This window comes from Aminobacter sp. Y103A (assembly GCF_030294925.1).
Classification (GTDB): domain Bacteria; phylum Pseudomonadota; class Alphaproteobacteria; order Rhizobiales; family Rhizobiaceae; genus Aminobacter; species Aminobacter ciceronei.
Map to the genome: position 1 here is coordinate 5,497,976 of NZ_AP017986.1, position 21,007 is coordinate 5,518,982.

Here is a 21,007-nt window from a genome sequence, read left to right on the forward strand (position 1 = left end):
CTAAAGCACCGGCCCGAGCATGGCGATGGCGTTGTTCCAGATCTGGCGCGGCCGGCTCCACTTGGCGACCATGCGGTCGCTGATGGGGATGGACGACTCGATATAGCTCTGCTGCCGCTTCCGCACCTCGCCGGTAACGCGTGCGTCGTGCAGCAGGATATTGTTCTCGAAATTCAGCTCGAAGCTGCGCCGGTCGAGATTGGCCGAACCGATCAGCGTCACCTCGCCATCGACCGTCAGCGTTTTCGCGTGCAGTAGGCCGCCTTCATATTCGTGGATGTTCACGCCGGCATCGAGCAGTTCGCGATAGTAGCTGCGGCTTGCCGCCGCGACGATCCAGGAATCGTTGCGCCGGGGAAGGACGATGGTCGTTTCGACGCCGCGGTGGCCGCAAGCGCACAGCGCCGCCTGCAGCGGCTCGTCCGGCACGTAATAGGGTGTCGAAATGACGAGCTCGCGCCGTGCGGCGTTCATCAGCGCGATGAACATTTCGGGCATCGCCGAATAGCGCACGGCAGCACCCGTGCCGATGACCTGCGCCGTAAAGCCGAGTTGCGCCGACGGCAGCGGCTGGCGCATCAGCGGGCTCAGGTCCTCCTTGACCTGCGCCATCCAGTCGCTGGCAAACAGATGCTGGTTCTGAAGCACGACCGGGCCCTCGAAACGCATCATCACGTCAACCCAGGGCGCGTACTTCGCCTTGATGGCAAAGGCCGGATCGGCGCAGTTCTGGCTGCCGCAATAGGTGGTCTTGTTGTCGATAACGACGATCTTGCGGTGGTTGCGCATGTCGACTCGCCCCTTGAGCGGGCGCAGCAGCGCGATCCCTACCGGCAGGGCGCGCGCCAGCCTGACCTTGGCTGAAGCCATCTCGCGCCAGTGCGGCGACCGGATCAACCGGCGCGAGCCGATGTCGTCGACCATCACCCGGCACGTCACGCCGCGCATCGCCGCGCGCTTGACCGCCTCGACCATCTTCACGCCGTTGCTATCGGGCAACCAGATGTAGAATAGCAGGTGCACATGATCGGTGGCCGCATCGATGTCGGCGATGATCGCATCGATGGCAGCATCGGAACCAGGCATGAGGTGAGCCCGGTTTGCGCCGACCGGCGCATAATTGCTGATCGATTCGCCGACACGAAACAGCGGCGCGTAAGGCTCCGGGACGCTTGGCTGCTCGCGCCCGTCGAGATCGGTCGTGTTGATCGTGGCAAGCGAGGGCAAGCGCTGGAGCGCGTCGCGCAGCCGGGCGATACGGCGGCTGCCGACATTGGTATCACCGAACAGGATGTACGCGACAACGCCGACCACCGGCGCAACGACGATGACCACGATCCAGGCCAGCCGCGAGGCCGGCTCGCGATGCGGGCGCAGCAGCGCCCGCACGAGATAGATGATCTGCAGGCAGATGGTCAGGTTGACCAGGGCCCAACCTAAATAGGCGGAAGCGCTCATGTTTGGGGTGGCCCTCCAGACAGTAGGTTCAACCGATAGCAGATAGTTCGATGCGGGAGCCATAACCCTTGCTCTCGGGGAGAGCGACGGAAGGCCCGGCCACGCCGGCAGGCAATTTGTTGCCAAGGCACTCATGCCGTGCAATGTGCAATGCCAAGAGCGCCTGCCCCGCTCAGCCAATTGCCGGGGGAGTTGTCAGTGCACAAGAAGGTGGACGGGCTGTCGGTCGAGACGTCAGCGTCTGATTTGACGCTGCGCGGGCTTTCGCTCAGCGAGCTTGCACCCGAGCCGGTGACCTACCCGCTCGTCTCCTTCATCATCCGAAACTGGAACTACGCCCGCTTCGTCGGATCGGCGATCCGCTCGGTTCGCCATCAGACCTATCCCAATTTCGAAGCCATCGTCGTCGACAATGGCTCGACCGATGACAGTCGACGCGAGATAGAAGCGGCGATCGGGGACGACCCGCGGTTTCGCACGATCTGGCTCGACGAAAACCTCGGCGCACTCGCAGGGGCATTGAAAGGCCTGGATGTCGCACGCGGCGATTTCGTCACCTTCGTCGATTCCGACGATTATCTGCTTGCCGACTTTACCGCCATGCATGTCCAGACGCATTTGGCGCTGCCACGGAGCGTCGCCTTCACATCGAGCGCGGTGATCGAGATCGATGCGACTGGCGCAGCATTGGGAACCGGTCTGAGGGGATCGCAGCCCGACACGCGTAAGGGCAGTCTGCGGCGCTCCTTCCTGGTCGTCCGTTTGTCTGAGGTTTCCGGTCCGCAGTTCGACCAGCTCGACGACAGCGTCGTTGCCCATCCACCCACCGAAAACGGCTGGCTGTGGTCGCCGGGCACATCAAACATGTTCCGCCGTTTCCTGCTCGAAACCATCCGCCCGCGCGCCAAATCAGACGTCATGTTCGGGCTTTCGGTCGACGGCCATTTCTGCCGGCTCGCCCATGTATTTGCCGGATCGGCCACGATCGCCATGCCGCTGTCGGCCTATCGGCTGCACGGTAACAACTTCTTTGCCGGCAATCCGACCCTGGACGGGGCCGTGAACGTCTCCGGCCCCGCCAGGAGATTTTTCCCCGCGCGCCGCCGCGAAGCGATGCGTGTTCTCGTCGAAGACGCGGCGTCGCTTTCGGCGAGCATGGGGGCATGGCGCTTCTGGTCCGCGATTGCCCAGGTTCTCGACAGCGACGGCGTCACTTCGGTTCAGGTCTTCGAAGCGGCCGAAGCCCAGGCCATCATCGTTGAGAACCTGCCTGCGCTGTTCGCGACCTTCGGCAAGTGGGACACCTTGCGCAAGCTGCGGCAGCTGATGTCGAGAAGCGCATTGAAGGCTATTCTCCGCGCCGCCGGCCTGAGCCCCGCTGCCTATGCACCGCGCATGGTCGGCATCGAGCTGTCGATGCTCGAAGCCAGGCTGAGGCGCAAGCGTCGCGCCAAAGCTGCGCGGCGGAATCCAAGACCCTAAGGACGCCGTCCCGCGAAAGGGTGGCGGCCAATCTCAAGCGGGCACCGGAGACAAGACCCCGGAACCTGTCGGCAACAGTCCAAGCACGCGTTCCATGGCGCAAGGGATCGGCGCGATGATCGGCGTGTCGAACATCGGCTGCAGTTGTTCGGCCGCCTGGCCGAGCGGGCCGCCGCCGATGATGACGGCCTCCGCTCCATCCAGCTCGATGCATTCGCGTACAGCCTCGGCCAGCGACTGCCCGAGAAGCTTTTCGTCGCCGGCAAGCGCGATCGGATCACCCGCCGTGCAGCGGATGCCGGCATAGAGATGGTCGAGGCCAAGGTCACGGGCACGACCCGCAATCGCCTCGACAAGATCCGGCGTCGTCGTCGCGACGCCGAACCGCCGCCCGTCGCGCGCGGCCTCGATCATCGAGGCCTCGCAGATGCCGACGACTGGCACGTCGACCCGTTCCCTCAGTGCCGCCAGTCCAGGATCGCCAAAGGCGCTGACGATGATGCCCCGGCAGTCCTGGCCATGGCTGGACCCGATCTCGATGACCTGGTCGGCCGCAGCTTCAAGCTGCGGGCCGTTGACAATCATCGGCGGGTTGCGGGTAGCCGTGGCAATCGCCACGGCTACCCGTCCTGCTGCAGTCTTGCGCGCGATGGCATGCATCATGTCGCTGGTTGCCTGCGAGCTGTTGGGATTGATCAACAGGATATGTGACGTCATGCTCATCGTTACGCTCTTGCTTGCGCCTGCCGGGTCGACACTTCGGGTGTCTCGACCTCGGCCGGCTGGGTCAGGTCTTCCATCGACATGCCATAGGTTTCGGGGCCCATCTGGATGCAGAAGGCACTCGCGCTTCGTCAAACGGCTGGGTTATGACAACTACGAAGAAGCCCGGCGCCATGCGCGCGAGGAAAAGCAGACCGGCTCGCGCCTGTTCCTGACGACCTCGACGGATACTGCCGGGGTGCAATCGCTGGGCGCCCATATCGCTCAAGGCATCGCCAACATCGAAGGCACCTTCGCCACCCATCACCGACAGCCAGATCGACGCCGCCGTCGAAGCGATGCTGGCCAGCCGCAAGATCTGGGTGCTCGGCTTCCGCAGCAGCCACCCTTTCGCCGACTACTTCCAGTGGCAGATAACGCAGGTGGTGGAAAACATCGTCGCCATACCGGGTGGCGGGCAGACGCTGGGCGAACATCTCGTCAGCGTCGGCAAGGACGACGTTGCAGTGGTATTCGGGTTGCGCCGCCGCATCGCGCGCATGGAAATGGTGCTGTCGGCGATCGAGAAAAGCGGCGCGAAACTGCTCTACATCACCGACGAGGGGGTGCCCCACCGCCCGGGTGCGGCCTGGCATTTCCGCTGCCAGACACTCGCCCCGGGCCCGCTGTTCAACCACGTCTCGGCGATGGCGATCTGCCACCTGCTCGCCACCCGCGCCATCGAACGGTCGGGCGCTGCGGGCCGGACCCGCCTCAGGGGCATCGAGACCATCGGCGACGCGCTTGAGGAACTGTAGTCTTCAGCCTGCCGGCATGCGGTCGCGTACATGCCGGAGGAACAACGACAGAAGTTCGGCCTGGGTGGAGATGGCAAGCCTCTCATAAGCATGCTTGCGATGGGTCTTGACCGTGGCGCGCGAGATGTCGAGGTGAGCCGCGATCGAATCCGAAGAATGCCCGCGCAGCACGAGCACCACCACCTCGCGCTCGCGGTTGGTCAACAGCTCGGCGCCGAAGCTTTCATAGGCCGCCTCCGCCCAACCGGCACCGATGGAATGCCGCTTGGCCGCATGCCGCGCCTTGATGCGTTGCCAGTGCTGGCGAAAGCTCGTCTCGATCAGCGGCAACAGGCCGTTGAGCCTCTCGACAGCCGCGTCGTCGAAGCTCCCGGGCCGGGCGCTGTAGATGCCGATCTCCGTCGTCTCGCCATCGTCGAGGGTCACTGCGATGTCGATCTCCTCGAGCCCGCGCGGCCAGTCGCGGGTGACGTAGCCGATCTCCTCCGTCTCCGCGATGATGATTTCATAGGAGCGGTAGACCTCGCTCTGCAGATAGTGGTCGGGCGCGAGATCGCGGACGCGGTAGACGCCCGAAGCGATTCCCTTGAGATGGCTCTGGTAGAACGGATTGAGGATATAGGTCTGCGCCAGATATTGCTTCAGCCCGTTGCGCGCCCGCTCGCCCTTGAAGTCGTCATGGATATGCAGCGGCGGGCGGCTGCCGCGATAGACGACGATGGCGATCATGTCGAAGGCGACGTGGCTGCGGATCCAGGCGGCCAGGACCGACGGAAACCGCGGCGCGCCGATGGCGCCGACCAGTTCCGCCACGTCGCGATAGTCGTCCTGCGGCATACGCTTGCTGCGTCCCCTTATGTACCGGCAACCTCCTCCCCTGGGAGGATGGCTTGCCGTGGCGATCCTGACTAACACTGCTCACCGACACAGTGGCATGCCGTGGCACGGGAGAGCGCGAAGATGAACTACGCCAGGATGGTAATCGAAAAGGAAGCGCCGGAGGAATATGGCTACGACCGTATTCGCTACAATCTCTCGGAGAGCTCGATTGCCGACCAGAAGCTGTCCGAGATCGGCCTGTCTCTGCCCGACCTGACGCTGTTCTACGGCGAACATCGCGGCGACAAGGCCTTGCGCGAGTTGATCGCCGGCCAGGATGCCGGGCTCTCTCCCGACCATGTGCTGGTCACCGCCGGTGCTGCCGGCGCGCTGTTCATCATCGCCACCAGCCTGCTGTCGGACAAGGATCACCTCGTGGTGGTGCGGCCCAACTACGCTACCAATATCGAGACGCCTCGCGCCATCGGCTGCGCCATCAGCTACATCGACCTCGACTTCGACAACGGCTTCGCCGTCGATCTTGCCGAAGTGGCGGCTGCCCTGCGGCCCAACACGCGCTACATCAGTGTCACCTGCCCGCACAACCCGACCGGCACCATCATGAGCCGCGCCGACCTCGACGGGCTGATCGCCCTTGCGGAACGCCACGGCTGTTACCTGCTGGTCGACGAAACCTATCGCGACCTGAGTTACGGCCAACGCCTGCCTGCAGCCGCCTCGCTCAGCCCGCGCGCCATCAGCGTCTCGTCGCTGTCCAAGGCCTATGGCATCCCCGGCATCCGCATCGGCTGGCTGGTTACCCAGGACGCCGGGCTCTACGAACGGTTTCTCGCTGCCAAGGAGCAGATCGGCATTTGCGGCAGCGTCATCGACGAGGCGATCGCACGTGCCATGCTGGAACGCCGCGACGAGTTCCTCGGCGCGCTGATGCCCGAGATGAAGGCGCGGCGCGACATCGTCCAGCAATGGATCGACCGTGAGCCGCTTGTCGACTGGGTCCGGCCGGAAGGCGGCGTCGTCGGCTTCCCCCGGATCAATGTCGGTCCCGATTTCGACCTCGACCGCTTCTACGACGGCCTGCTCAAAAAGCACGGCGCTTATGTCGGCCCCGGCCATTGGTTCGAAATGCCCAAAACCTATTTCCGCGTCGGTTTCGGCTGGCCGACAACAGCGCAACTCAGGGGCGGGCTCGAAGCCATCTCCGCCGCCCTGCGCGAGCAGAATTGAGCGACATCCTGGTCACGGGATGACGACGGCACCGAAAGTTGCCGAAGCACCTGCATTTCCATCGCGCGGCTGCGGTCAGCATCACGTTCGCGGACGATGGCGACAGGTTGGCTTCGGCATCGACGAGGCCGCGATCGAGGCCCGCCGACACCAATCAGACATCGGTACTCGTCGGTGGACGCCACGCTCGGGGCATATTATGCCGTGGTGCATGCGCGCTCGAGCGTCGACGCCGTCCTTGCCTGGCAAGAGCCAGTTCGAAAACGCAGGATGAAACGGCCGCTGGCGCGAAAACAGAAAACAATACCGGGCCATGCCCGGCGAGGAGACATCGAGATGCATTGCCGGATCATTGGCGCACCCATTCAGGAAGGCACCGACCGTAGGGGCTGCGACATGGGACCAAGCTCGCTCCGGACCGCAGGCCTTGTCGAGGCGCTTGTCGAACTTGGCCATTCCGTTGCCGACATGGGGCAAGTCGTGCCAGTGCCGGGGCCGGCGCTGGAGCACCCAAACAAGGCGCTGAAAGCCCTGCCCGCGATCGCGGCCTGGACGGCGGCCCTGGCCGAGGCGGCCTACCAGATCAGCGCCGACGCCATGCCGATCTTCCTCGGCGGCGATCACAGCATGTCGGCAGGCACCGTCAGCGGCATTGCCCGGCGCGCGGGCGAACTCGGCAAGCCGCTGTTCGTGCTCTGGCTCGACGCCCATCCGGATTTCCACACGCTCGACACCACCACCAGCGGCAATTTGCACGGCGTGCCGCTTGCCTATGCCAGCGGCCTGTCCGGTTTCCAGGGCTATTTTCCCAAGCTTCAGGCCAATGTCAGCCCCGAGCGCATCTGCGCGCTGGGCATTCGCAGCGTCGACCCGGCCGAGCGTGTCGCGCTTGCCGAGGCGGGCGTCACCGTCCACGACATGCGCGCTATCGACGAGCATGGCATCGCGCCACTGCTGCGCGCCTTCCTGGAGCGTGTGGCGGCCGAAGGCGGCATGCTGCATGTCAGCTTCGACGTCGACTTCCTCGATCCGGCGATCGCGCCCGCCGTCGGCACCACAGTGCCCGGTGGCGCGACCTTCCGCGAGGCACATCTGGTGATGGAAATGCTGCATGACAGCGGCCTGGTCACCAGCCTCGACCTTGTCGAACTGAACCCCTTCCTCGACGAACGCGGCCGCACCGCAACGCTGATGGTCGACCTGACGGCGAGCCTGATGGGCCGCCGCATCATGGACCGTCCGACCAGGAGTTACTGACCATGACCGAAAAACTGAATGTCGTTCCCTTCGTCAGCGTCGACCACATGATGAAGCTTGTGCTGGCGGTCGGCGTCGAGCGTTTCCTGACCGAGATGTCGGCCTACATCGAAGAGGACTTCCTGCGCTGGGAGCAATTCGACAAGACCCCGCGCATCGCCTCGCACAGTCATGACGGCGTCATCGAGCTGATGCCGACGAGTGACGGCCACCTCTACGGCTTCAAATACGTCAACGGCCACCCCAAGAACACCCGCGACGGCCGCCAGACGGTAACCGCATTCGGCGTGCTCGCCGATGTCGGCAACGGCTATCCGATGCTGTTGACCGAGATGACCATCCTGACGGCGCTGCGCACCGCGGCCACCTCGGCAGTGGCAGCCAAATATCTCGCGCCCAAGGGCGCCGATACCATGGCCATCATCGGAAATGGCGCCCAGTCGGAATTCCAGGCCGTGGCGTTCAAGGCGCTGCTTGGCGTCAACAAGCTCAGGCTCTACGACATCGACGCCTCCGCCTCGCAGAAATGCCAGGCCAACCTCGCCGGCATGGGCTTCGACATCGTCATTGCGGACAATGCGCAGGACGCGGTGGAAGGTGCCCAGATCATCACCACCGTCACCGCCGACAAGCAGCTTGCGACCATCCTGACCGACAACATGGTCGGCACCGGCGTTCACATCAACGCGGTCGGCGGCGACTGCCCCGGCAAGACCGAGCTGCACAAGGATATCTTGCTGCGCTCCGACATCTTCGTCGAGTTCCCGCCGCAGACCCGCATCGAGGGCGAGATCCAGCAATTGGCTGCCGATCACCCCGTCATCGAGCTGTGGCAGGTCATGGCAGGCAAGGCGCAGGGCCGCAACTCCAGCGCGCAGGTCACGCTGTTCGACAGTGTCGGCTTTGCCATCGAAGATTTTTCCGCTTTGCGCTACGTCAGGGACAAGCTGATCGACACCGGCCTGTTCGAGGAACTCGACCTTTTGGCCGACCCCGATGAGCCGCGAGACCTGTTCGGCATGCTGTTGCGCGCCGCCAAGGCATCGGCCGTCTAGCTGGGATCGTAACCTCGCCAAGCAGACCGCAAGGCGTTCGGCGCCACTGGCCTTGGCGTCTGTCGAGGGCTCATGCCAGCACGCTATCTTGTACGTTGGGCCCTGTAGAGGCTGTGCTGGGTTCTGGGTCGGCCGCGCGGCAACCGCGCTAATGATTCTGTCGCGCTTCGAGCGCCTGACGCGAATCCAGCGGCCGCGGTGACGATACGGACATTTGCCGTGGACCAAGCCATTCGACCGTGCTTCGAGGACAAGCTGCATTGAAGCGTCGCGGTCTTACCGCCTTCCAGAAACGACGAAGGCCGCGGTGAAACCGCGGCCTTTTCGTGGGATATTTGGAGCGGGTGAAGCGATTCGAACGCTCGACCCCAACCTTGGCAAGGTTGTGCTCTACCCCTGAGCTACACCCGCTCGCCGCGGCTCGTCGCCGCAACGGCTGCTATATGGCCGAAGCTCGCGGCGAATGCAACAGGGAAAAACCGCTCTGTCTTGAACTTTTTTCGCGGCGGCTGAAAATCCCATGATTCCCCTCGGGAAGCTCTGCGTCAGCGCTATGCCGGACTTGTGCAGCAAGCCGGCTTTGCCCATAAACCTCGCGCAACGGCAATTCCCGGAAGCTGCGATGACCGCCTCGATGACACCCAAGACCCGCGCCGAACTGCTCGCCTATCTGGCTGGGCTCGGCATTTCAGTGACCACCCACGACCATCCCCCGCTCTACACCGTCGCCGATTCGCAGGCGCTGCGCGGCACCATATCAGGCGGGCACACCAAGAACCTTTTCCTCAAGGACAAGAAGGACAACTTCTTTCTGGTCACTGTCGATGAGGAAGCAAGCGTCGACCTCAAGCAGATCCACCAGTTGATCGGTGCCTCGAGCCGCGTCTCCTTCGGCAAGCCCGAGGCGCTCATGGAGCTGCTCGGCGTCGTGCCCGGTGCTGTCACGGTCTTCGGGCTGATCAACGACACCTCAGCCAGGGTGAAGCTGGTGCTCGACAGCGCGCTGATGGAAAACGCCGTCATCAACGCCCACCCGCTGACCAACGAAGCGACGACCTCGATTGCCAATGCCGACCTGCTGCGATTCGTCGAGGCAACCGGCCATGATGCTGTTATCTTGAAAGTCTCGGGCTGATCGCCACATGGTGGGCTGACGGCCAGGCCAGGTCGCCGGCAGAAGATAGCGAATACCGGAAGAGTGAAGATGAGCAACGAAAGCAATCCCTTCGGCGGCATGGGCAGCCAGTACGCCACCAACGTCCAGTTTGGCACCGCACCTGCCGCCCCCGTGGCCGAGCTCATCAAGGACACGACGACGGCGGCCTTCAGCGCCGACGTGATCCAGGAATCGCGCAAGCAGCCGGTGCTGGTCGACTTCTGGGCACCCTGGTGCGGCCCGTGCAAGCAGCTGACTCCGGTCATCGAGCGCGTCGTCCAGGCTGCCGGCGGGCGGGTCAAGCTGGTCAAGATGAACATCGACGACCATCCGGCGATTGCCGGCCAGCTCGGCATCCAGTCGATTCCCGCGGTTATCGCCTTCAAGAACGGCCAGCCGGTGGACGGCTTCATGGGTGCAGTGCCCGAAAGCCAGATCCGCGATTTCATCGACAAGATCGCCGGCAAGGATGGCGGCCAGCCGCAGATCGCCGAGGCGCTTGCGGCAGCAGCCGAAGCGCGCGAAGCTGGCGACCTGCAGACTGCGGTACAGATCTATGATGCCGTGCTCGAACAGGTGCCCGACAATATCGACGCCATCGCAGCGCTTGCCGACATCCTGTTCGAGGCAGGCGATGCAGAAGGCGCGAACGAGGTGCTGGCACGCGCGCCCGACGACAAGAAATCCGCTGCGGCACTGGTTTCCGTCCGCACCAAGATGGCGCTTGCCGAAGAAGCGGCAGCGCTTGGCGATTCCGCCGAGCTCGAGCGCCGGTTGGCGCTGGATCCCGGCGATCACCAGGCGCGTTTCGATCTCGCCATGATCCAGAACGCCAAGGGCCAGCGCACCGAGGCTGCCGACAACCTGCTGGCCATCGTCAAGGCGGACCGGACCTGGAACGACGACGGCGCCCGGGCACAATTGCTCAAGCTCTTCGAAGCCTGGGGCTTCACCGACGAGGTGACGCTTTCGACGCGTCGCAAGCTGTCGTCGCTGCTGTTTTCGTAATCGAGCAGCGCCGCGGCCTTGCGTTTGGTTGCAACAACCCCAGATGAGTAGCAGCTGAGGACAAGATGCAGGCAGGAAACGCGCATTACCGGCTCGACAGCGATCTGCCGACAACACTGGCGGTGTTCCCGCTGACGGCGGCCTTGCTGTTGCCGGGCGGGCGCATGCCGCTCAACATCTTCGAACCGCGCTACCTCCAGATGATCGACGACGCGATGGCCGGCTCGCGGCTGATCGGCATGATCCAGCCCTCGCTCGACGGCAATCTGCGACCGGACGGCGAACCGGCGCTCTGCCCGGTCGGCTGCATTGGCCGCATCACGTCGCTCGCCGAGACGGGTGATGGCCGCTACCTGATTTCGCTGCAAGGCGTCTGCCGCTTCCGTATCGTCCAGGAGCTGGTGGTCAAGACGCCGTTCCGGCAGTGCAGGATCACCTCGTTTGCGGCGGATCTCGGCGAGGACAAGGCCGGCGCGGAAGTCGACCGGCCGGCACTGCTCAAAGCCTTCCGCACTTACCTCCAGGCCAACGAACTCGAGGCCGACTGGGAGAGCGTCAGCCGCGCCGACAACGCCATACTGGTCAACGCGCTGTCGATGATGGCGCCCTATGGCGCTGCCGAAAAGCAGGCACTTCTCGAAGCTCCCGATCTCAAGACCCGCGCCGAGACGCTGATCGCGATCACCGAAATGGCGCTGGCTCGCGAAAACGAGGATTTCGGATCGAGCCTGCAATAGGCAACGCTGCCGGAGAGCCGGAAATGGTCGAGACCAACAAACGCGACATCGACGTCAAGCTGCTCGAACTTTTGGCTTGCCCGCTGACCAAGGGGCCGCTGAAGTGGGATGCCGAACGCGGTGAACTGGTCTCCAGGCTGGCAAAGCTGGCTTACCCCGTACGCGACGGCATTCCCGTCATGCTGCCCTCCGAGGCACGGCAGATCGGCGACCGGGAACCCGGCCCGAGCACCTGATACGCGACCTTCCTTGCCCTTCGAATCCGGGACAAGATTGCGCGCCCCTGCTGCGGGCCGATGCCACATCACACAATGAACGCTTCGCCCGGCACCTCGAGAGAGATTTGCCCGCCAGCTTTACCACGCGCGGACGTGCTTCCCGTCGGCACGCCGCCGGCCGATACATCGCAAGTGAATGATCGACGCACACGCCTTGCCGCCCGGCACGGTTCGCCATTTGCCTGCGCTCTTCCCCCCTCCATCCGCTATTGAAAGTTGCGGCCCTTGGGCATGACGTTGCTCGCCTTGCGGGCCAGCGTTTCGTAGCTCTGCAGCATGCGCGGGTCACGTGCGGCCTTGTCGGCGGAACTGGCCCGTCCCTCCGCAATCGGCCGGTTGCTTTGGTCGGCAGTTGCCTGCAGTTCCTCCGACATCGTCGCCAGCCAATGCGTGCAGTCCTCCATATTGTCGGCAACGATATGGAGGACACCGGATTCCTTCTGCAGCTTGCCGGTGACGCGGATGAACTTCGATCCCATGATGACAGGCCGGAAGCGCTCGAAGACACGTGCCCAGACGACGATGTTGGCGATCGAATGCTCGTCTTCCAGCGTGAGGAAGATGGCATTGCCTTTACCCGGTCGCTGGCGAACCAGCACCAGCCCGGCGACGGAGACCCGCCGCCCGTCGGGTACATCACCGAGCCGGGCATTGGGTGTAATGCCGGCACGGTCGAGATGGTGCCTGAGGAAGGCCACCGGATGCGCCTTCAGCGAGAGGCCGAGCGAGCGGTAGTCGTGAATGACATGTTCGCCGAGCGGCATTGACGGCAAGTGTGTTTCTGGTTCGTTGTCGCCCAGTTGCACTTCGGGACGGTCGAACAGCGGCAGCATCTCGGCGGCACTCTTGCCATCGAGTGCCCGCACCGCCCACAGCCCCGCCCGCCTGTCGACGCCGATGGAGCGGAAGGCGTCCGCCTGGGCGAGAAGCTCGATCTCGCCGACATCGAGCCCAGAGCGCAGCCAGACATCGCGCACCGAGACGTAGCCCTTGCCACGCCGCGCAGCAAACTGCTCCATCCTGGCTTTGCTCAGCCCCTTGATCTGGCGGAAGCCGAGCCGGACGGCATGGCTGGTCCTGATGACATCCCGCATTTCGGCGTGGCGTTGCTGGATGCGTTTTGGGTCGAAGCCCGAACGCTCGAGCGTACAGTCCCAGACGGAATGGTTGACGTCGATCTGGCGAATTTCGACGCCGTGATCCTGTGCATCGCGCACCAGCTGTGCCGGCCGGTAGAAGCCCATCGGCTGCGCGTTCAGGATCGCCGCACAGAACACGTCTGGATAGTAGGCCTTGAACCAGCATGAGGCGTAGACGAGCAATGCGAAGGCCGCGGCATGGCTCTCGGGAAAACCGTACTCGCCAAAACCCTCGATCTGCTTGAAGCAACGCTCGGCGAAGTCGCGCTGGTAGCCCCTGTCGACCATTCCCTGGATCATGCGGTCGCGGTAATTGCCGATCGTGCCGGTGCGCTTGAAAGTCGCCATCGCGCGCCTGAGCTGGTCGGCCTCGCCGGGCGTGAAGCCGCCGGCGACGATAGCGATCTTCATTGCCTGCTCCTGGAACAACGGCACGCCCAGGGTCTTGCCCAGGATGTCCTCAAGCTCCGGTTTGGGAAAGCCGTGCGCTTCCTTGCCCTGTCGGCGCCTGAGATAGGGATGCACCATGTCGCCCTGGATCGGGCCGGGACGGACGATCGCCACTTCGATGACAAGATCGTAGAATTTGCGTGGCCTCAGCCGCGGCAGCATCGACATCTGCGCCCGGCTCTCGATCTGGAAGACGCCGAGCGTGTCGGCCCGGCAGATCATGTCATAGACCTTGGGGTCCTCCGGCGGCAGCGTCGCCAGCTCGAACGGACGGCCATGTCGGTCACGCTCGTCGTAATGCGCCTCAAGCAGGTTGAAGGCCTTGCGCAGGCAGGTCAGCATGCCCAGCGCCAGAACATCGACCTTCAAGATGCCGACGGCGTCGAGGTCGTCCTTGTCCCATTCCACCATCTTGCGCTCGTCCATCGCCGTCTTGACGATCGGCACGATCTCGTCGAGCCGGTCTCTGGTGATGACGAAACCGCCGACATGCTGGGACAGATGGCGCGGAAAGCCCATGATCTCATTGGCGCGGTCGATGACATGCCGGGTCACCGGGTCCGCCTTGTCGAGGCCGCCGGCCGTCGCTTCCTTCTCGCCCAGTTCCGACGAATACCAACCCCAGATCGAGCCGGACATGGCGCCCCTGACGTCATCCGACAGACCCATCGCCTTGGCGACTTCGCGCAGCGCCGAGCGACCGCGATAGGTGACGACGGAAGCCGCGAGCGCGGTGCGCTTGGCGCTGTATCTTTCGTAGATGAATTCGATCACCTCGTTGCGCCGCTCGTGCTCGAAGTCGACGTCGATATCCGGCGGCTCGCCACGTTCCTCCGAAATGAAGCGCTCGAACAGCACATCGACGATATCCGGTCCGACATCGGTGATGCCGATGCAGAAGCAGATGACAGAATTGGCAGCGGAGCCGCGCCCCTGGCAGAGGATGCCCCTCGAACGGGCGAACTTCACGATCTCGTGGACGGTGAGGAAATAGCGAGCGTAATTGAGCTTTTCGACGATGTCGAGCTCATGCCGGATGATGCCCTGAACCTTTTCCGAAACGCCGTCCGGGTAGCGCTTTTTGGCACCCTCCCAGGCCAGCCGTTCCAATTCCGCCTGCGGTTCGAGGCCGGATTCCGTCGGTTCGTCGGGGTAATTGTATTTGAGCTCGCTCAGCGAGAAATGCAGGCTTTCGGCAAAGCGCAACGTCTCGGCCAGGGCCTCCGGGTGGTTGCGGAAAAACCTTGCCATATCGACAGGCGGCTTGAGGTGGCGTTCGGCATTCGCCTTGAGCTCGAAACCGACCTCGGCAACAGGCACGCTGAGGCGGATTGCCGTCAGCACATCCTGCAGCGGGCGCTGGTCCGGTGCATGGTAGAGCGCATCATTGGTCGCCATCAGCGGTATGCCTGCCATGGCGGCCATGGTAGCGGCCTGCTCGATCCTGAAGCGGTCGTCCCCACCGAAATTCGGAGCGACCGCGAGCCACAAGGAAGTGCCGAAGCGCTCCTTGAGACTGCGCAGAAGCGCAACGTCATCTTCCCTGGCGACCGCGACGTCGGGCAGGATGGCAAGCGACAGCAGGTCGCCCCACTCGAAAAGATCTTCCCGATAGAGAAGCGGCGCACCCTTTTCGCTCTCATCCCGGGCATTGGCCTGGGTAAGCATGCGGCACAGATGTCCCCAACCTTTGCGATCCCTGGGGTAGGCGAGCATGTCGGGCGTACCGTCGGCGAAAACCAGGCGGCATCCCGGGTGGTAGGCCAGCCCTTCCGTCTCCGCCATCTTCCACGCGCGGACGACACCAGCCACCGTATTGCAATCTGCAAGGCCGATGGCCGAAAGCCCCAGGAATTTCGCCGCGATCACCAGCTCTTCCGGAGCGGAAGCCCCGCGCAGAAAGGAGAAATTCGACTGGATGCCGAATTCGGCATAGCTGGCAGCGACCACCATGTTCATGCAAAGACCCCGTGCAGGAACCAGCGCGGCACCGCCTGCGCATTGTAGAGGCCCTGCCGGTAGAGCCAGTAGCGGCGGCCCTCGGCGTCCTCGATGCGGTAATAGTCGCGCGTCGGCGCATCGGCCGCCTGGCGCCACCATTCGGGCGCGATGCGCTCGGGCCCTTCCGCCCGCGCCACGCGATGCAACGCCCGGCGCCAGCGGAAATTGAGCGGCGGACCATCGGGAATCTCGGTCGCCGGAACATCGATTGGTTCGGGCTGCCGGAACAGGCGAATGGGGCGGTCGGGCAACCGGAGCCGCCTGGTAGCTTGCTGCGCCGCTCTGGCAGGACGCTCGGCTCCGTCCTTGCGGGCCTCTTCCTGGGCATAGGGCCGGGCGGAGGCGGCACGTTCCGGCAAATGGCTCTCGACCGGGATCGCTTCGAGCACCGCAGCTTCGCCAAGGCGTGCACTGATGCGATCGGCAAAGATCGCCAGTTCTTCGCCGCCATCCTCCACCACCTCGCCGGCAAGATCGGCCTGGCGCGCGTCGAAGCGGGCCGTCGACAGGGCAGAGAGACGCACGAGGTCGAAGCCGTAGCCGGCATCGATTGTCTCGCCGAGTGCCGCCAGCCGCTCATGAAACAGCCGGCGCACCAGTACCGGCTCGCGGATGGGGCGTGAGGCCCCGACAGTTATGCGGCTGACCATGCCGTCGACCCTGAACAGCAGCAGTTCGAGCGCGCGTGCGCCCTCTTCCCGGCGCTCGAGATCGACCTTGAGGGTGGCAGCAAGCAGGCCGATCAGCCGCTCGATGTCGTCGATCAGCGACAGCGGGTCGGCGAGATGGCGCTCGACCGAAAGCGGGGCGACAGGAAGGCGCGGTGAGATCGCCTCCTCGAGCCGACCCAACGCCTGGTCGAGGCGCTCGATGAGCTCTGCCCCGAAGCGACGGACAAGTGGCGCGCGCGGCCCGTCCATGATCGCGCCGACGCTGCGCAGCCCGACGCTTTCCAGGCTCGCCTTCGTCCTGGCATCGATCCTCAGCGCCGACAGCGGCAGGCGCGCGAGAAATTTGCGTTCGTTGCCCGGGGCCAGGATTTGACCCGTGGCAAAACGTGCCGTTGCCCATGCAGCACCGGGCGTCGAGGCAAGACCGGCGCGCACGTCGAAACCCTGGTGGAAAAACCGCGCCATCAGATCGGCGAGCAGCGCCTTTTCGCCGCCGAAGAGGTGAGCGCAGCCTGAAATGTCCAGGAACAGTCCGTTTTCACCGTCGATCGCGACAAGCGGCGTGTAGCGGTCGCACCAGTCGGCAAGTCCTTCGAGCAACCGGCGGTCGGCCTCGGGATCGGCTTCGACGACATCGATGTCGGGGTGCATGGCGCGCGCCTCGGCGATGCCCATGCCCGGCTTCAAGCGAAGCGCCTCAGCCCGTGCGTCGAGGCCGGCGATGCGCTGGGTGTTGTTCTCGCGGTGGCTGATCACCAGCGGCTTCAACGGCTGCGGGCTTGAACGCCAGGACCGCCCCAGCCTGCGCCGGAGGATGCGTTCGGCCGCGAGATGGGGAAACCACAGCGATACGATTCTCTGGGCTTCGTTCTGCGAGGGTGCGTGCATCGAGGTTCCATTCCAGAATGAAGCTGCCGGGAAGAGCCGTGCGGCTCTTGCCAATCTCGACAGCGAAGGCGGGAGCTGCGATCGAACCGGCCAGCGGCCCGAGAAGCGTTTGCCGCAAGGTGGCCGGCGCCGGCGAGACGACCAGCCGGACGGGGGCTGCCGTTGGTTCCGGCTCGGCCGACTGGCGCAGCAGGAGGACGGGCCGGCCGCTGTCCTGCGCCCGGCGGTGCAGGCGCCGCGTCGCCGTGAGGTCGACAATGCGCGGGTTGCCGCGCAATTCGACGACGACGGCTGCTATCTCCTCGATGCGGGCTGCTTCTTCGGCGATCCACAGCACGTCGGCGGCCTTCGGCGCCTCGGCAAGCAGCAGGCTTTCGGCCGGTATGCCGAAGAAGCTGGCGAGGCCCGGTGCGTAGGGCAACCCTGCCTCGCGGAACATCTCTGTGGTACCGACCCACAGCACCAGGTCGCTGGACCGCGACCGCTCCTTCAGCATGCCGCTGACGAGCGCCAGCGCCAGCCCCGCGGCAGCCCCCGCATTGCGGGTTTCGGTGCCATGGATCTCGGTCAGCGCCGCCTTCGGCAGGCCGCCGCCAAGCACCTCGTCGAGCCGCTCGACACCGGTCGGCAGGAAGAAGTCACGCGCCGAGGCGTGGCCGTTGCGGCGGACCAGCAGCCCCGCGACCGGCTGGCCGTCGGCAGGCAAGACCAGCCTCTCAGCCAGTGTTCCCTCGATCTTGGCTATCTTCTGACGCAAGGCAAAAACGACATCCCGCGCCACGGCGCTGGTCGCCATGTCGATCTGCTTTCCCTGTTGTTCCTGTTATGTTCCTATAGATTCCAGAGGCGCCCTGGAGAGTCAAGCCGATTCAAGGAGAATTTATTCCTCTCCTCTCCTTCTGCTGTCGCCGCTAATTTGGCGCCCGAGCGGCAAAGGCCTCGTAAGCGCGGCGGCAAAGGGCTATATGCCCCCAAAAGGACAAAGAATGGCCCGCATTTACAAGACCCGCGCCTGGCACGACCAGCTTTCGCCCTCGATCGAGGAGATGGAGCTTCTGGCGCTCGAAGCCTATGCGCATCTGCCGGAAGAGTTTCGCCAGCTGACCGGCGAGGTCGTCATTCAGTTGGCCGAATTCCCGACCGACGAGATCATGGACGACCTGTCGCTGGAAACGCCGTTCGACCTGCTCGGCCTGTTCGAGGGCCGCGGCATCGCCGAGCGCTGGAACCCACAGACTGGCGAGGGCCCCAACCGCGTCACACTCTACCGCCGCGCCATTCTCGACTACTGGGCCGAAAACGAAGAGACGCTGGGCGACATCGTCACCCATGTGCTGATCCACGAGATCGGCCACCATTTCGGCCTGTCCGACGAGGATATGGAGCGGTTGGAGGAAGCCGCCGAATAGCGGCAGAACCTGAGATCAGTAGTCGCCGAGCTTGATGTCAGGCGTGTATTCGGCGCCCTCGACATCCTTCACCACCGCCTGCCCGCAGCGCATCGTCCTGGTTTCGGCGTCGAAGGAATAGGTCGGCGAGCCGAACAGGTGCCAGCCCTTGTTCACCGCAGCCGTGACCTTGTGGCAGAAGGTGGCGTCGTCAGGGCCGGTCAGGAAGCGGTAGAGTTTCATGGCGGTGTCCCTTTCAGTGCCTGAGGCTTTCGAGCTGCGCTGCCCGCGCCAGAAGCCGCTCGGCCTCCGCAAGGTGCAGCCTTTCGACCATCTTGCCGCCGAGCGAGATTACACCTGAGGACGTATTCTCAGGAAGCGCGAAGGCATCGACGACGGCGCGCGCTTCGGCAAGTGCCTCGACCGACGGCGAGAACGCCGCATTGGCCGGGCCGATCTGGGCCGGGTGGATGACGGTCTTGCCCGAGAATCCCATGGCGGCGGCCTCGCCGCATTCGGCGGCGAAGGCGTCGAGATCGCGGAAATCGTTGGACACGCTGTCGAGCATGTCGATCCCGCCGGCTCGCGCGCAAAGCACCATCTGCATCAGCCAGGGCTGGATATAGCGGCGGTCCGGCGTGAGCCTGACGCCGGTGTCCTTGGCAAGGTCGTTGAGCCCGGCGATCAGGCATGACAGCCGTGCCGAAGGATCGCGGCCGAGCTCGGCGATGGCCGCGAGATTGACCAGCGCCCGCGGCGTCTCGATCATCGCCCAGAGCTTGAGCGTGTCGAGGGCGTCGGCCTCGTCGAGCACGTCATTGGCTTCGAGCAGGTCGCGCGGCGTCTCGATCTTGGGCAGCACAACGCCATCGGTGGCCCAGCCGCTGGCGGCAGCAAGATCGTCCGCGCCCCACGGACTTTTCAGCCCGTTGATGCGCACGACATATTCACGCGCGCCTGCCGGCCGTTCGGCGAAGAATTTTGCCAGCCTGTCACGCGCTGCGGCTTTCTGCTCGGGCAGCACGGCATCTTCCAGGTCGAAGATGACGGTGTCGCAGGCAAGCTGCGCAAGCTTGGCGATCGCCTTTTCGTTGGTGGCGGGCACGAACAGTACCGAGCGGCGCGGGCGGGGCAGGGAATGTTGCATCTGGTCTTCTTGCCCGGCAATGCTGGCCCTTGCAAGTCCTTGCCGGACGACGGCGTAACTGCTTTTGTCCTCCATCACAGACAGACGGGAACACTCCATGGCACGCTACGACGTGGTCATCACAGGCGGCGCGATCGTCGGCAGCTCGATCGCCTATTATCTGCGCGAGGAGGGTTTCACCGGCTCGATCGCGCTTGTCGAGCGCGACCCGCAATTCGCCCATGCCGCGACCACATTGTCCTGCGCCTCGATCCGCCAGCAATTCTCGATCCCCGAGAACATCCGCCTGTCGCAGTTCACGCTTGGCCTGTTCCGGCGGCTCAAGCAGGAGTTCGGCCCTGACGCCGATATCGGCTTCCGTGAGGGCGGCTACCTGATCCTCGCCGGCGACAGCGGCCTGCCGATCCTCAGGGCGAACCACGAGGCCCAGATGGCCGAGGGCGCCGACATCGTGCTCGAGGATGCCGAGCAGCTGGCGAAGCGCTTCTCCTGGATCTCGACCGAGGGTATTTCCGCCGGCGCCTATGGCCGCACAGGCGAAGGCTGGTTCGATGCGCATGCCATGCTCGGCCTGTTCCGCAAGGCGCTGAAGACCAAGAACATCGACATGATCACGTCGGAGGTCACGGGCATCGAGCGCTCAGGCAACCGCGTTACGGCAGTGACGCTTGCCACCGGCGAGCGGCTGGAAACCGGCACGCTGTTCAACGCCGCCGGGCCGAACGCCGGCAAGGTCGCCGCCATGGCCGGTCTCGCTCTGCCGGTCGAGCCGCGCAAACGCAACGTCTTCGTCTTCGAGGCGCGCGAAAAATTCGCCGACATGCCGCTGATGGTCGACCCCTCCGGCGTCTATGTCCGCCCCGAAGGTTCGGTCTACATCACGGGCGGGGCCGAAAGTGAGGATGGCGAGTTGGCTGCCGACCCCACGGATTTCAACCCCGACTGGGGGCTGTTCGAGGAGGTGATCTGGCCGGTGCTGGCCACCCGCGTGCCGGCCTTCGAGGCGATCAAGGCGACGCAAGCCTGGGTCGGGCACTACGACTACAACGCGCTCGACCAGAACGCCGTCATCGGCCCGCATCCCGAGGTTCAGAACTTCATTTTCGCCAATGGCTTCTCCGGCCACGGCCTGCAGCAGGCGCCGGCGGTCGGCAAGGCGCTCGCCGAGCTCCTTGTCCATGGCACCTACCGTACCATCGACTGTTCGGCCTTCGGCTACCAGCGCATCGCGGAAGGGCGAGCGTTCCGCGAGCTGAACGTGATCTAGGTAGGATCCTCAAGCAGCTTCACCTACGAGACAGCGAA

The 21,007-nt window shown here is 64.4% G+C and carries 18 protein-coding genes, 1 tRNA gene and 1 pseudogene; 11 read left to right on the forward strand and 9 right to left on the reverse strand.

The features are described from left to right. On the reverse strand, positions 1-1,458 hold the full coding sequence (cls, locus tag Amn_RS27040; RefSeq protein ID WP_286294058.1) for a cardiolipin synthase: 1,458 nt from the start codon (positions 1,456-1,458) through the stop codon (positions 1-3). Between the two features lie 198 nt (positions 1,459-1,656). Here cls and Amn_RS27045 point away from each other — a divergent pair, with 198 nt between their 5' ends. Continuing rightward, positions 1,657-2,940: a glycosyltransferase family 2 protein gene (locus Amn_RS27045; RefSeq protein WP_286294060.1), complete on the forward strand. Its 1,284-nt coding sequence runs from the start codon at positions 1,657-1,659 to the stop codon at positions 2,938-2,940. A 33-nt stretch (positions 2,941-2,973) separates the two neighbouring features. Here Amn_RS27045 and Amn_RS27050 read toward each other — a convergent pair whose 3' ends face one another. Further along, positions 2,974-3,657, reverse strand: coding sequence for an aspartate/glutamate racemase family protein (locus tag Amn_RS27050; RefSeq protein ID WP_286298206.1), 684 nt, complete (start codon positions 3,655-3,657; stop codon positions 2,974-2,976). A 127-nt stretch (positions 3,658-3,784) separates the two neighbouring features. Between Amn_RS27050 and Amn_RS27055 the strand changes: the two are divergent. Next, positions 3,785-4,460: pseudogene (locus tag Amn_RS27055) on the forward strand (MurR/RpiR family transcriptional regulator); the annotation flags it as partial. A 3-nt stretch (positions 4,461-4,463) separates the two neighbouring features. On the opposite strand, the gene Amn_RS27060 reads toward Amn_RS27055, so the two are convergent. Further along, positions 4,464-5,297, reverse strand: a complete 834-nt coding sequence (locus tag Amn_RS27060) for a helix-turn-helix transcriptional regulator (protein ID WP_286294062.1) — start codon at positions 5,295-5,297, stop codon at positions 4,464-4,466. Positions 5,298-5,420: 123 nt separating this feature from the next. Here Amn_RS27060 and Amn_RS27065 point away from each other — a divergent pair, with 123 nt between their 5' ends. From Amn_RS27065 to ocd, 3 genes are all read left to right on the forward strand, one after another. Continuing rightward, positions 5,421-6,527, forward strand: coding sequence for an aminotransferase class I/II-fold pyridoxal phosphate-dependent enzyme (locus tag Amn_RS27065; RefSeq protein ID WP_286294065.1), 1,107 nt, complete (start codon positions 5,421-5,423; stop codon positions 6,525-6,527). A 336-nt stretch (positions 6,528-6,863) separates the two neighbouring features. Continuing rightward, positions 6,864-7,784 (forward strand): arginase, encoded by a 921-nt coding sequence (gene rocF, locus Amn_RS27070; RefSeq protein WP_182574040.1) that lies wholly within the window; start codon positions 6,864-6,866, stop codon positions 7,782-7,784. A gap of 2 nt (positions 7,785-7,786) precedes the next feature. Then, positions 7,787-8,839, forward strand: coding sequence for an ornithine cyclodeaminase (gene ocd / locus Amn_RS27075; RefSeq protein WP_502874743.1), 1,053 nt, complete (start codon positions 7,787-7,789; stop codon positions 8,837-8,839). 336 nt (positions 8,840-9,175) lie between these two features. Here the strand turns inward: ocd and Amn_RS27080 are convergent. After that, positions 9,176-9,250: transfer RNA gene (locus tag Amn_RS27080), tRNA-Gly, on the reverse strand. 211 nt (positions 9,251-9,461) lie between these two features. On the opposite strand from Amn_RS27080, the gene Amn_RS27085 reads away from it, so the two are divergent. From Amn_RS27085 to Amn_RS27100, 4 genes are all read left to right on the forward strand, one after another. Continuing rightward, positions 9,462-9,974, forward strand: a complete 513-nt coding sequence (locus Amn_RS27085; RefSeq protein WP_169808296.1) for a prolyl-tRNA synthetase associated domain-containing protein — start codon at positions 9,462-9,464, stop codon at positions 9,972-9,974. Positions 9,975-10,043: 69 nt separating this feature from the next. Next, positions 10,044-11,003, forward strand: a complete 960-nt coding sequence (gene trxA / locus Amn_RS27090) for a thioredoxin (RefSeq protein WP_263005623.1) — start codon at positions 10,044-10,046, stop codon at positions 11,001-11,003. Between the two features lie 65 nt (positions 11,004-11,068). Then, positions 11,069-11,740, forward strand: a complete 672-nt coding sequence (locus Amn_RS27095) for an LON peptidase substrate-binding domain-containing protein (RefSeq protein WP_154386280.1) — start codon at positions 11,069-11,071, stop codon at positions 11,738-11,740. 23 nt (positions 11,741-11,763) lie between these two features. Continuing rightward, on the forward strand, positions 11,764-11,976 hold the full coding sequence (locus Amn_RS27100; protein ID WP_067955941.1) for a Trm112 family protein: 213 nt from the start codon (positions 11,764-11,766) through the stop codon (positions 11,974-11,976). A gap of 248 nt (positions 11,977-12,224) precedes the next feature. Here the strand turns inward: Amn_RS27100 and Amn_RS27105 are convergent, their stop codons facing one another. From Amn_RS27105 to Amn_RS27115, 3 genes are read right to left on the reverse strand one after another with little or no spacing between them, the layout of a single operon-like run. After that, a complete protein-coding gene (locus Amn_RS27105; RefSeq protein WP_286294076.1) occupies positions 12,225-15,566 on the reverse strand; it encodes an error-prone DNA polymerase in 3,342 nt (1,113 codons plus the stop codon). Then, the gene (locus Amn_RS27110) at positions 15,563-17,035 is read right to left on the reverse strand and encodes a Y-family DNA polymerase (protein WP_182574044.1); all 1,473 of its coding nucleotides are present in this window, start codon (positions 17,033-17,035) and stop codon (positions 15,563-15,565) included. The genes Amn_RS27105 and Amn_RS27110 overlap by 4 nt, the downstream gene beginning before the upstream one ends. Continuing rightward, the gene (locus Amn_RS27115; RefSeq protein WP_067955937.1) at positions 16,977-17,963 is read right to left on the reverse strand and encodes an ImuA family protein; all 987 of its coding nucleotides are present in this window, start codon (positions 17,961-17,963) and stop codon (positions 16,977-16,979) included. Before Amn_RS27115 ends, Amn_RS27110 begins: the two co-directional genes overlap by 59 nt. Before the next feature lie 190 nt (positions 17,964-18,153). On the opposite strand from Amn_RS27115, the gene Amn_RS27120 reads away from it, so the two are divergent. Further along, a complete protein-coding gene (locus tag Amn_RS27120) occupies positions 18,154-18,576 on the forward strand; it encodes a metallopeptidase family protein (protein ID WP_067955935.1) in 423 nt (140 codons plus the stop codon). A gap of 15 nt (positions 18,577-18,591) precedes the next feature. On the opposite strand, the gene Amn_RS27125 is transcribed toward Amn_RS27120, so the two are convergent. Together Amn_RS27125 and Amn_RS27130 are read right to left on the reverse strand one after the other, a co-directional pair. Then, positions 18,592-18,798 (reverse strand): DUF1737 domain-containing protein, encoded by a 207-nt coding sequence (locus Amn_RS27125; protein ID WP_067955933.1) that lies wholly within the window; start codon positions 18,796-18,798, stop codon positions 18,592-18,594. 13 nt (positions 18,799-18,811) lie between these two features. Continuing rightward, positions 18,812-19,702, reverse strand: a complete 891-nt coding sequence (locus Amn_RS27130; protein ID WP_263005618.1) for an HpcH/HpaI aldolase/citrate lyase family protein — start codon at positions 19,700-19,702, stop codon at positions 18,812-18,814. Between the two features lie 97 nt (positions 19,703-19,799). Here Amn_RS27130 and Amn_RS27135 point away from each other — a divergent pair, with 97 nt between their 5' ends. After that, a complete protein-coding gene (locus Amn_RS27135; RefSeq protein ID WP_067955931.1) occupies positions 19,800-20,969 on the forward strand; it encodes an NAD(P)/FAD-dependent oxidoreductase in 1,170 nt (389 codons plus the stop codon). The last annotated feature ends 38 nt before the right edge of the window (positions 20,970-21,007 follow it).

Excerpts from the sequence above, each read along its gene's own strand:
- Amn_RS27105 (WP_286294076.1), bottom strand. The coding sequence starts at position 15,566 with ATGAACATGGTGGTCGCTGCCAGCTATGCCGAATTCGGCATCCAGTCG.
- trxA (WP_263005623.1), top strand. The coding sequence starts at position 10,044 with ATGAGCAACGAAAGCAATCCCTTCGGCGGCATGGGCAGCCAGTACGCC.
- Amn_RS27050 (WP_286298206.1), bottom strand. The coding sequence starts at position 3,657 with ATGACGTCACATATCCTGTTGATCAATCCCAACAGCTCGCAGGCAACC.
- Amn_RS27115 (WP_067955937.1), bottom strand. The coding sequence starts at position 17,963 with ATGGCGACCAGCGCCGTGGCGCGGGATGTCGTTTTTGCCTTGCGTCAG.
- Amn_RS27100 (WP_067955941.1), top strand. The coding sequence starts at position 11,764 with ATGGTCGAGACCAACAAACGCGACATCGACGTCAAGCTGCTCGAACTT.
- Amn_RS27135 (WP_067955931.1), top strand. The coding sequence starts at position 19,800 with ATGGCACGCTACGACGTGGTCATCACAGGCGGCGCGATCGTCGGCAGC.
- Amn_RS27125 (WP_067955933.1), bottom strand. The coding sequence starts at position 18,798 with ATGAAACTCTACCGCTTCCTGACCGGCCCTGACGACGCCACCTTCTGC.
- Amn_RS27095 (WP_154386280.1), top strand. The coding sequence starts at position 11,069 with ATGCAGGCAGGAAACGCGCATTACCGGCTCGACAGCGATCTGCCGACA.
- Amn_RS27060 (WP_286294062.1), bottom strand. The coding sequence starts at position 5,297 with ATGCCGCAGGACGACTATCGCGACGTGGCGGAACTGGTCGGCGCCATC.
- Amn_RS27085 (WP_169808296.1), top strand. The coding sequence starts at position 9,462 with ATGACCGCCTCGATGACACCCAAGACCCGCGCCGAACTGCTCGCCTAT.
- Amn_RS27120 (WP_067955935.1), top strand. The coding sequence starts at position 18,154 with ATGGCCCGCATTTACAAGACCCGCGCCTGGCACGACCAGCTTTCGCCC.
- cls (WP_286294058.1), bottom strand. The coding sequence starts at position 1,458 with ATGAGCGCTTCCGCCTATTTAGGTTGGGCCCTGGTCAACCTGACCATC.
- Amn_RS27065 (WP_286294065.1), top strand. The coding sequence starts at position 5,421 with ATGAACTACGCCAGGATGGTAATCGAAAAGGAAGCGCCGGAGGAATAT.
- Amn_RS27130 (WP_263005618.1), bottom strand. The coding sequence starts at position 19,702 with ATGCAACATTCCCTGCCCCGCCCGCGCCGCTCGGTACTGTTCGTGCCC.
- ocd (WP_502874743.1), top strand. The coding sequence starts at position 7,787 with ATGACCGAAAAACTGAATGTCGTTCCCTTCGTCAGCGTCGACCACATG.
- rocF (WP_182574040.1), top strand. The coding sequence starts at position 6,864 with ATGCATTGCCGGATCATTGGCGCACCCATTCAGGAAGGCACCGACCGT.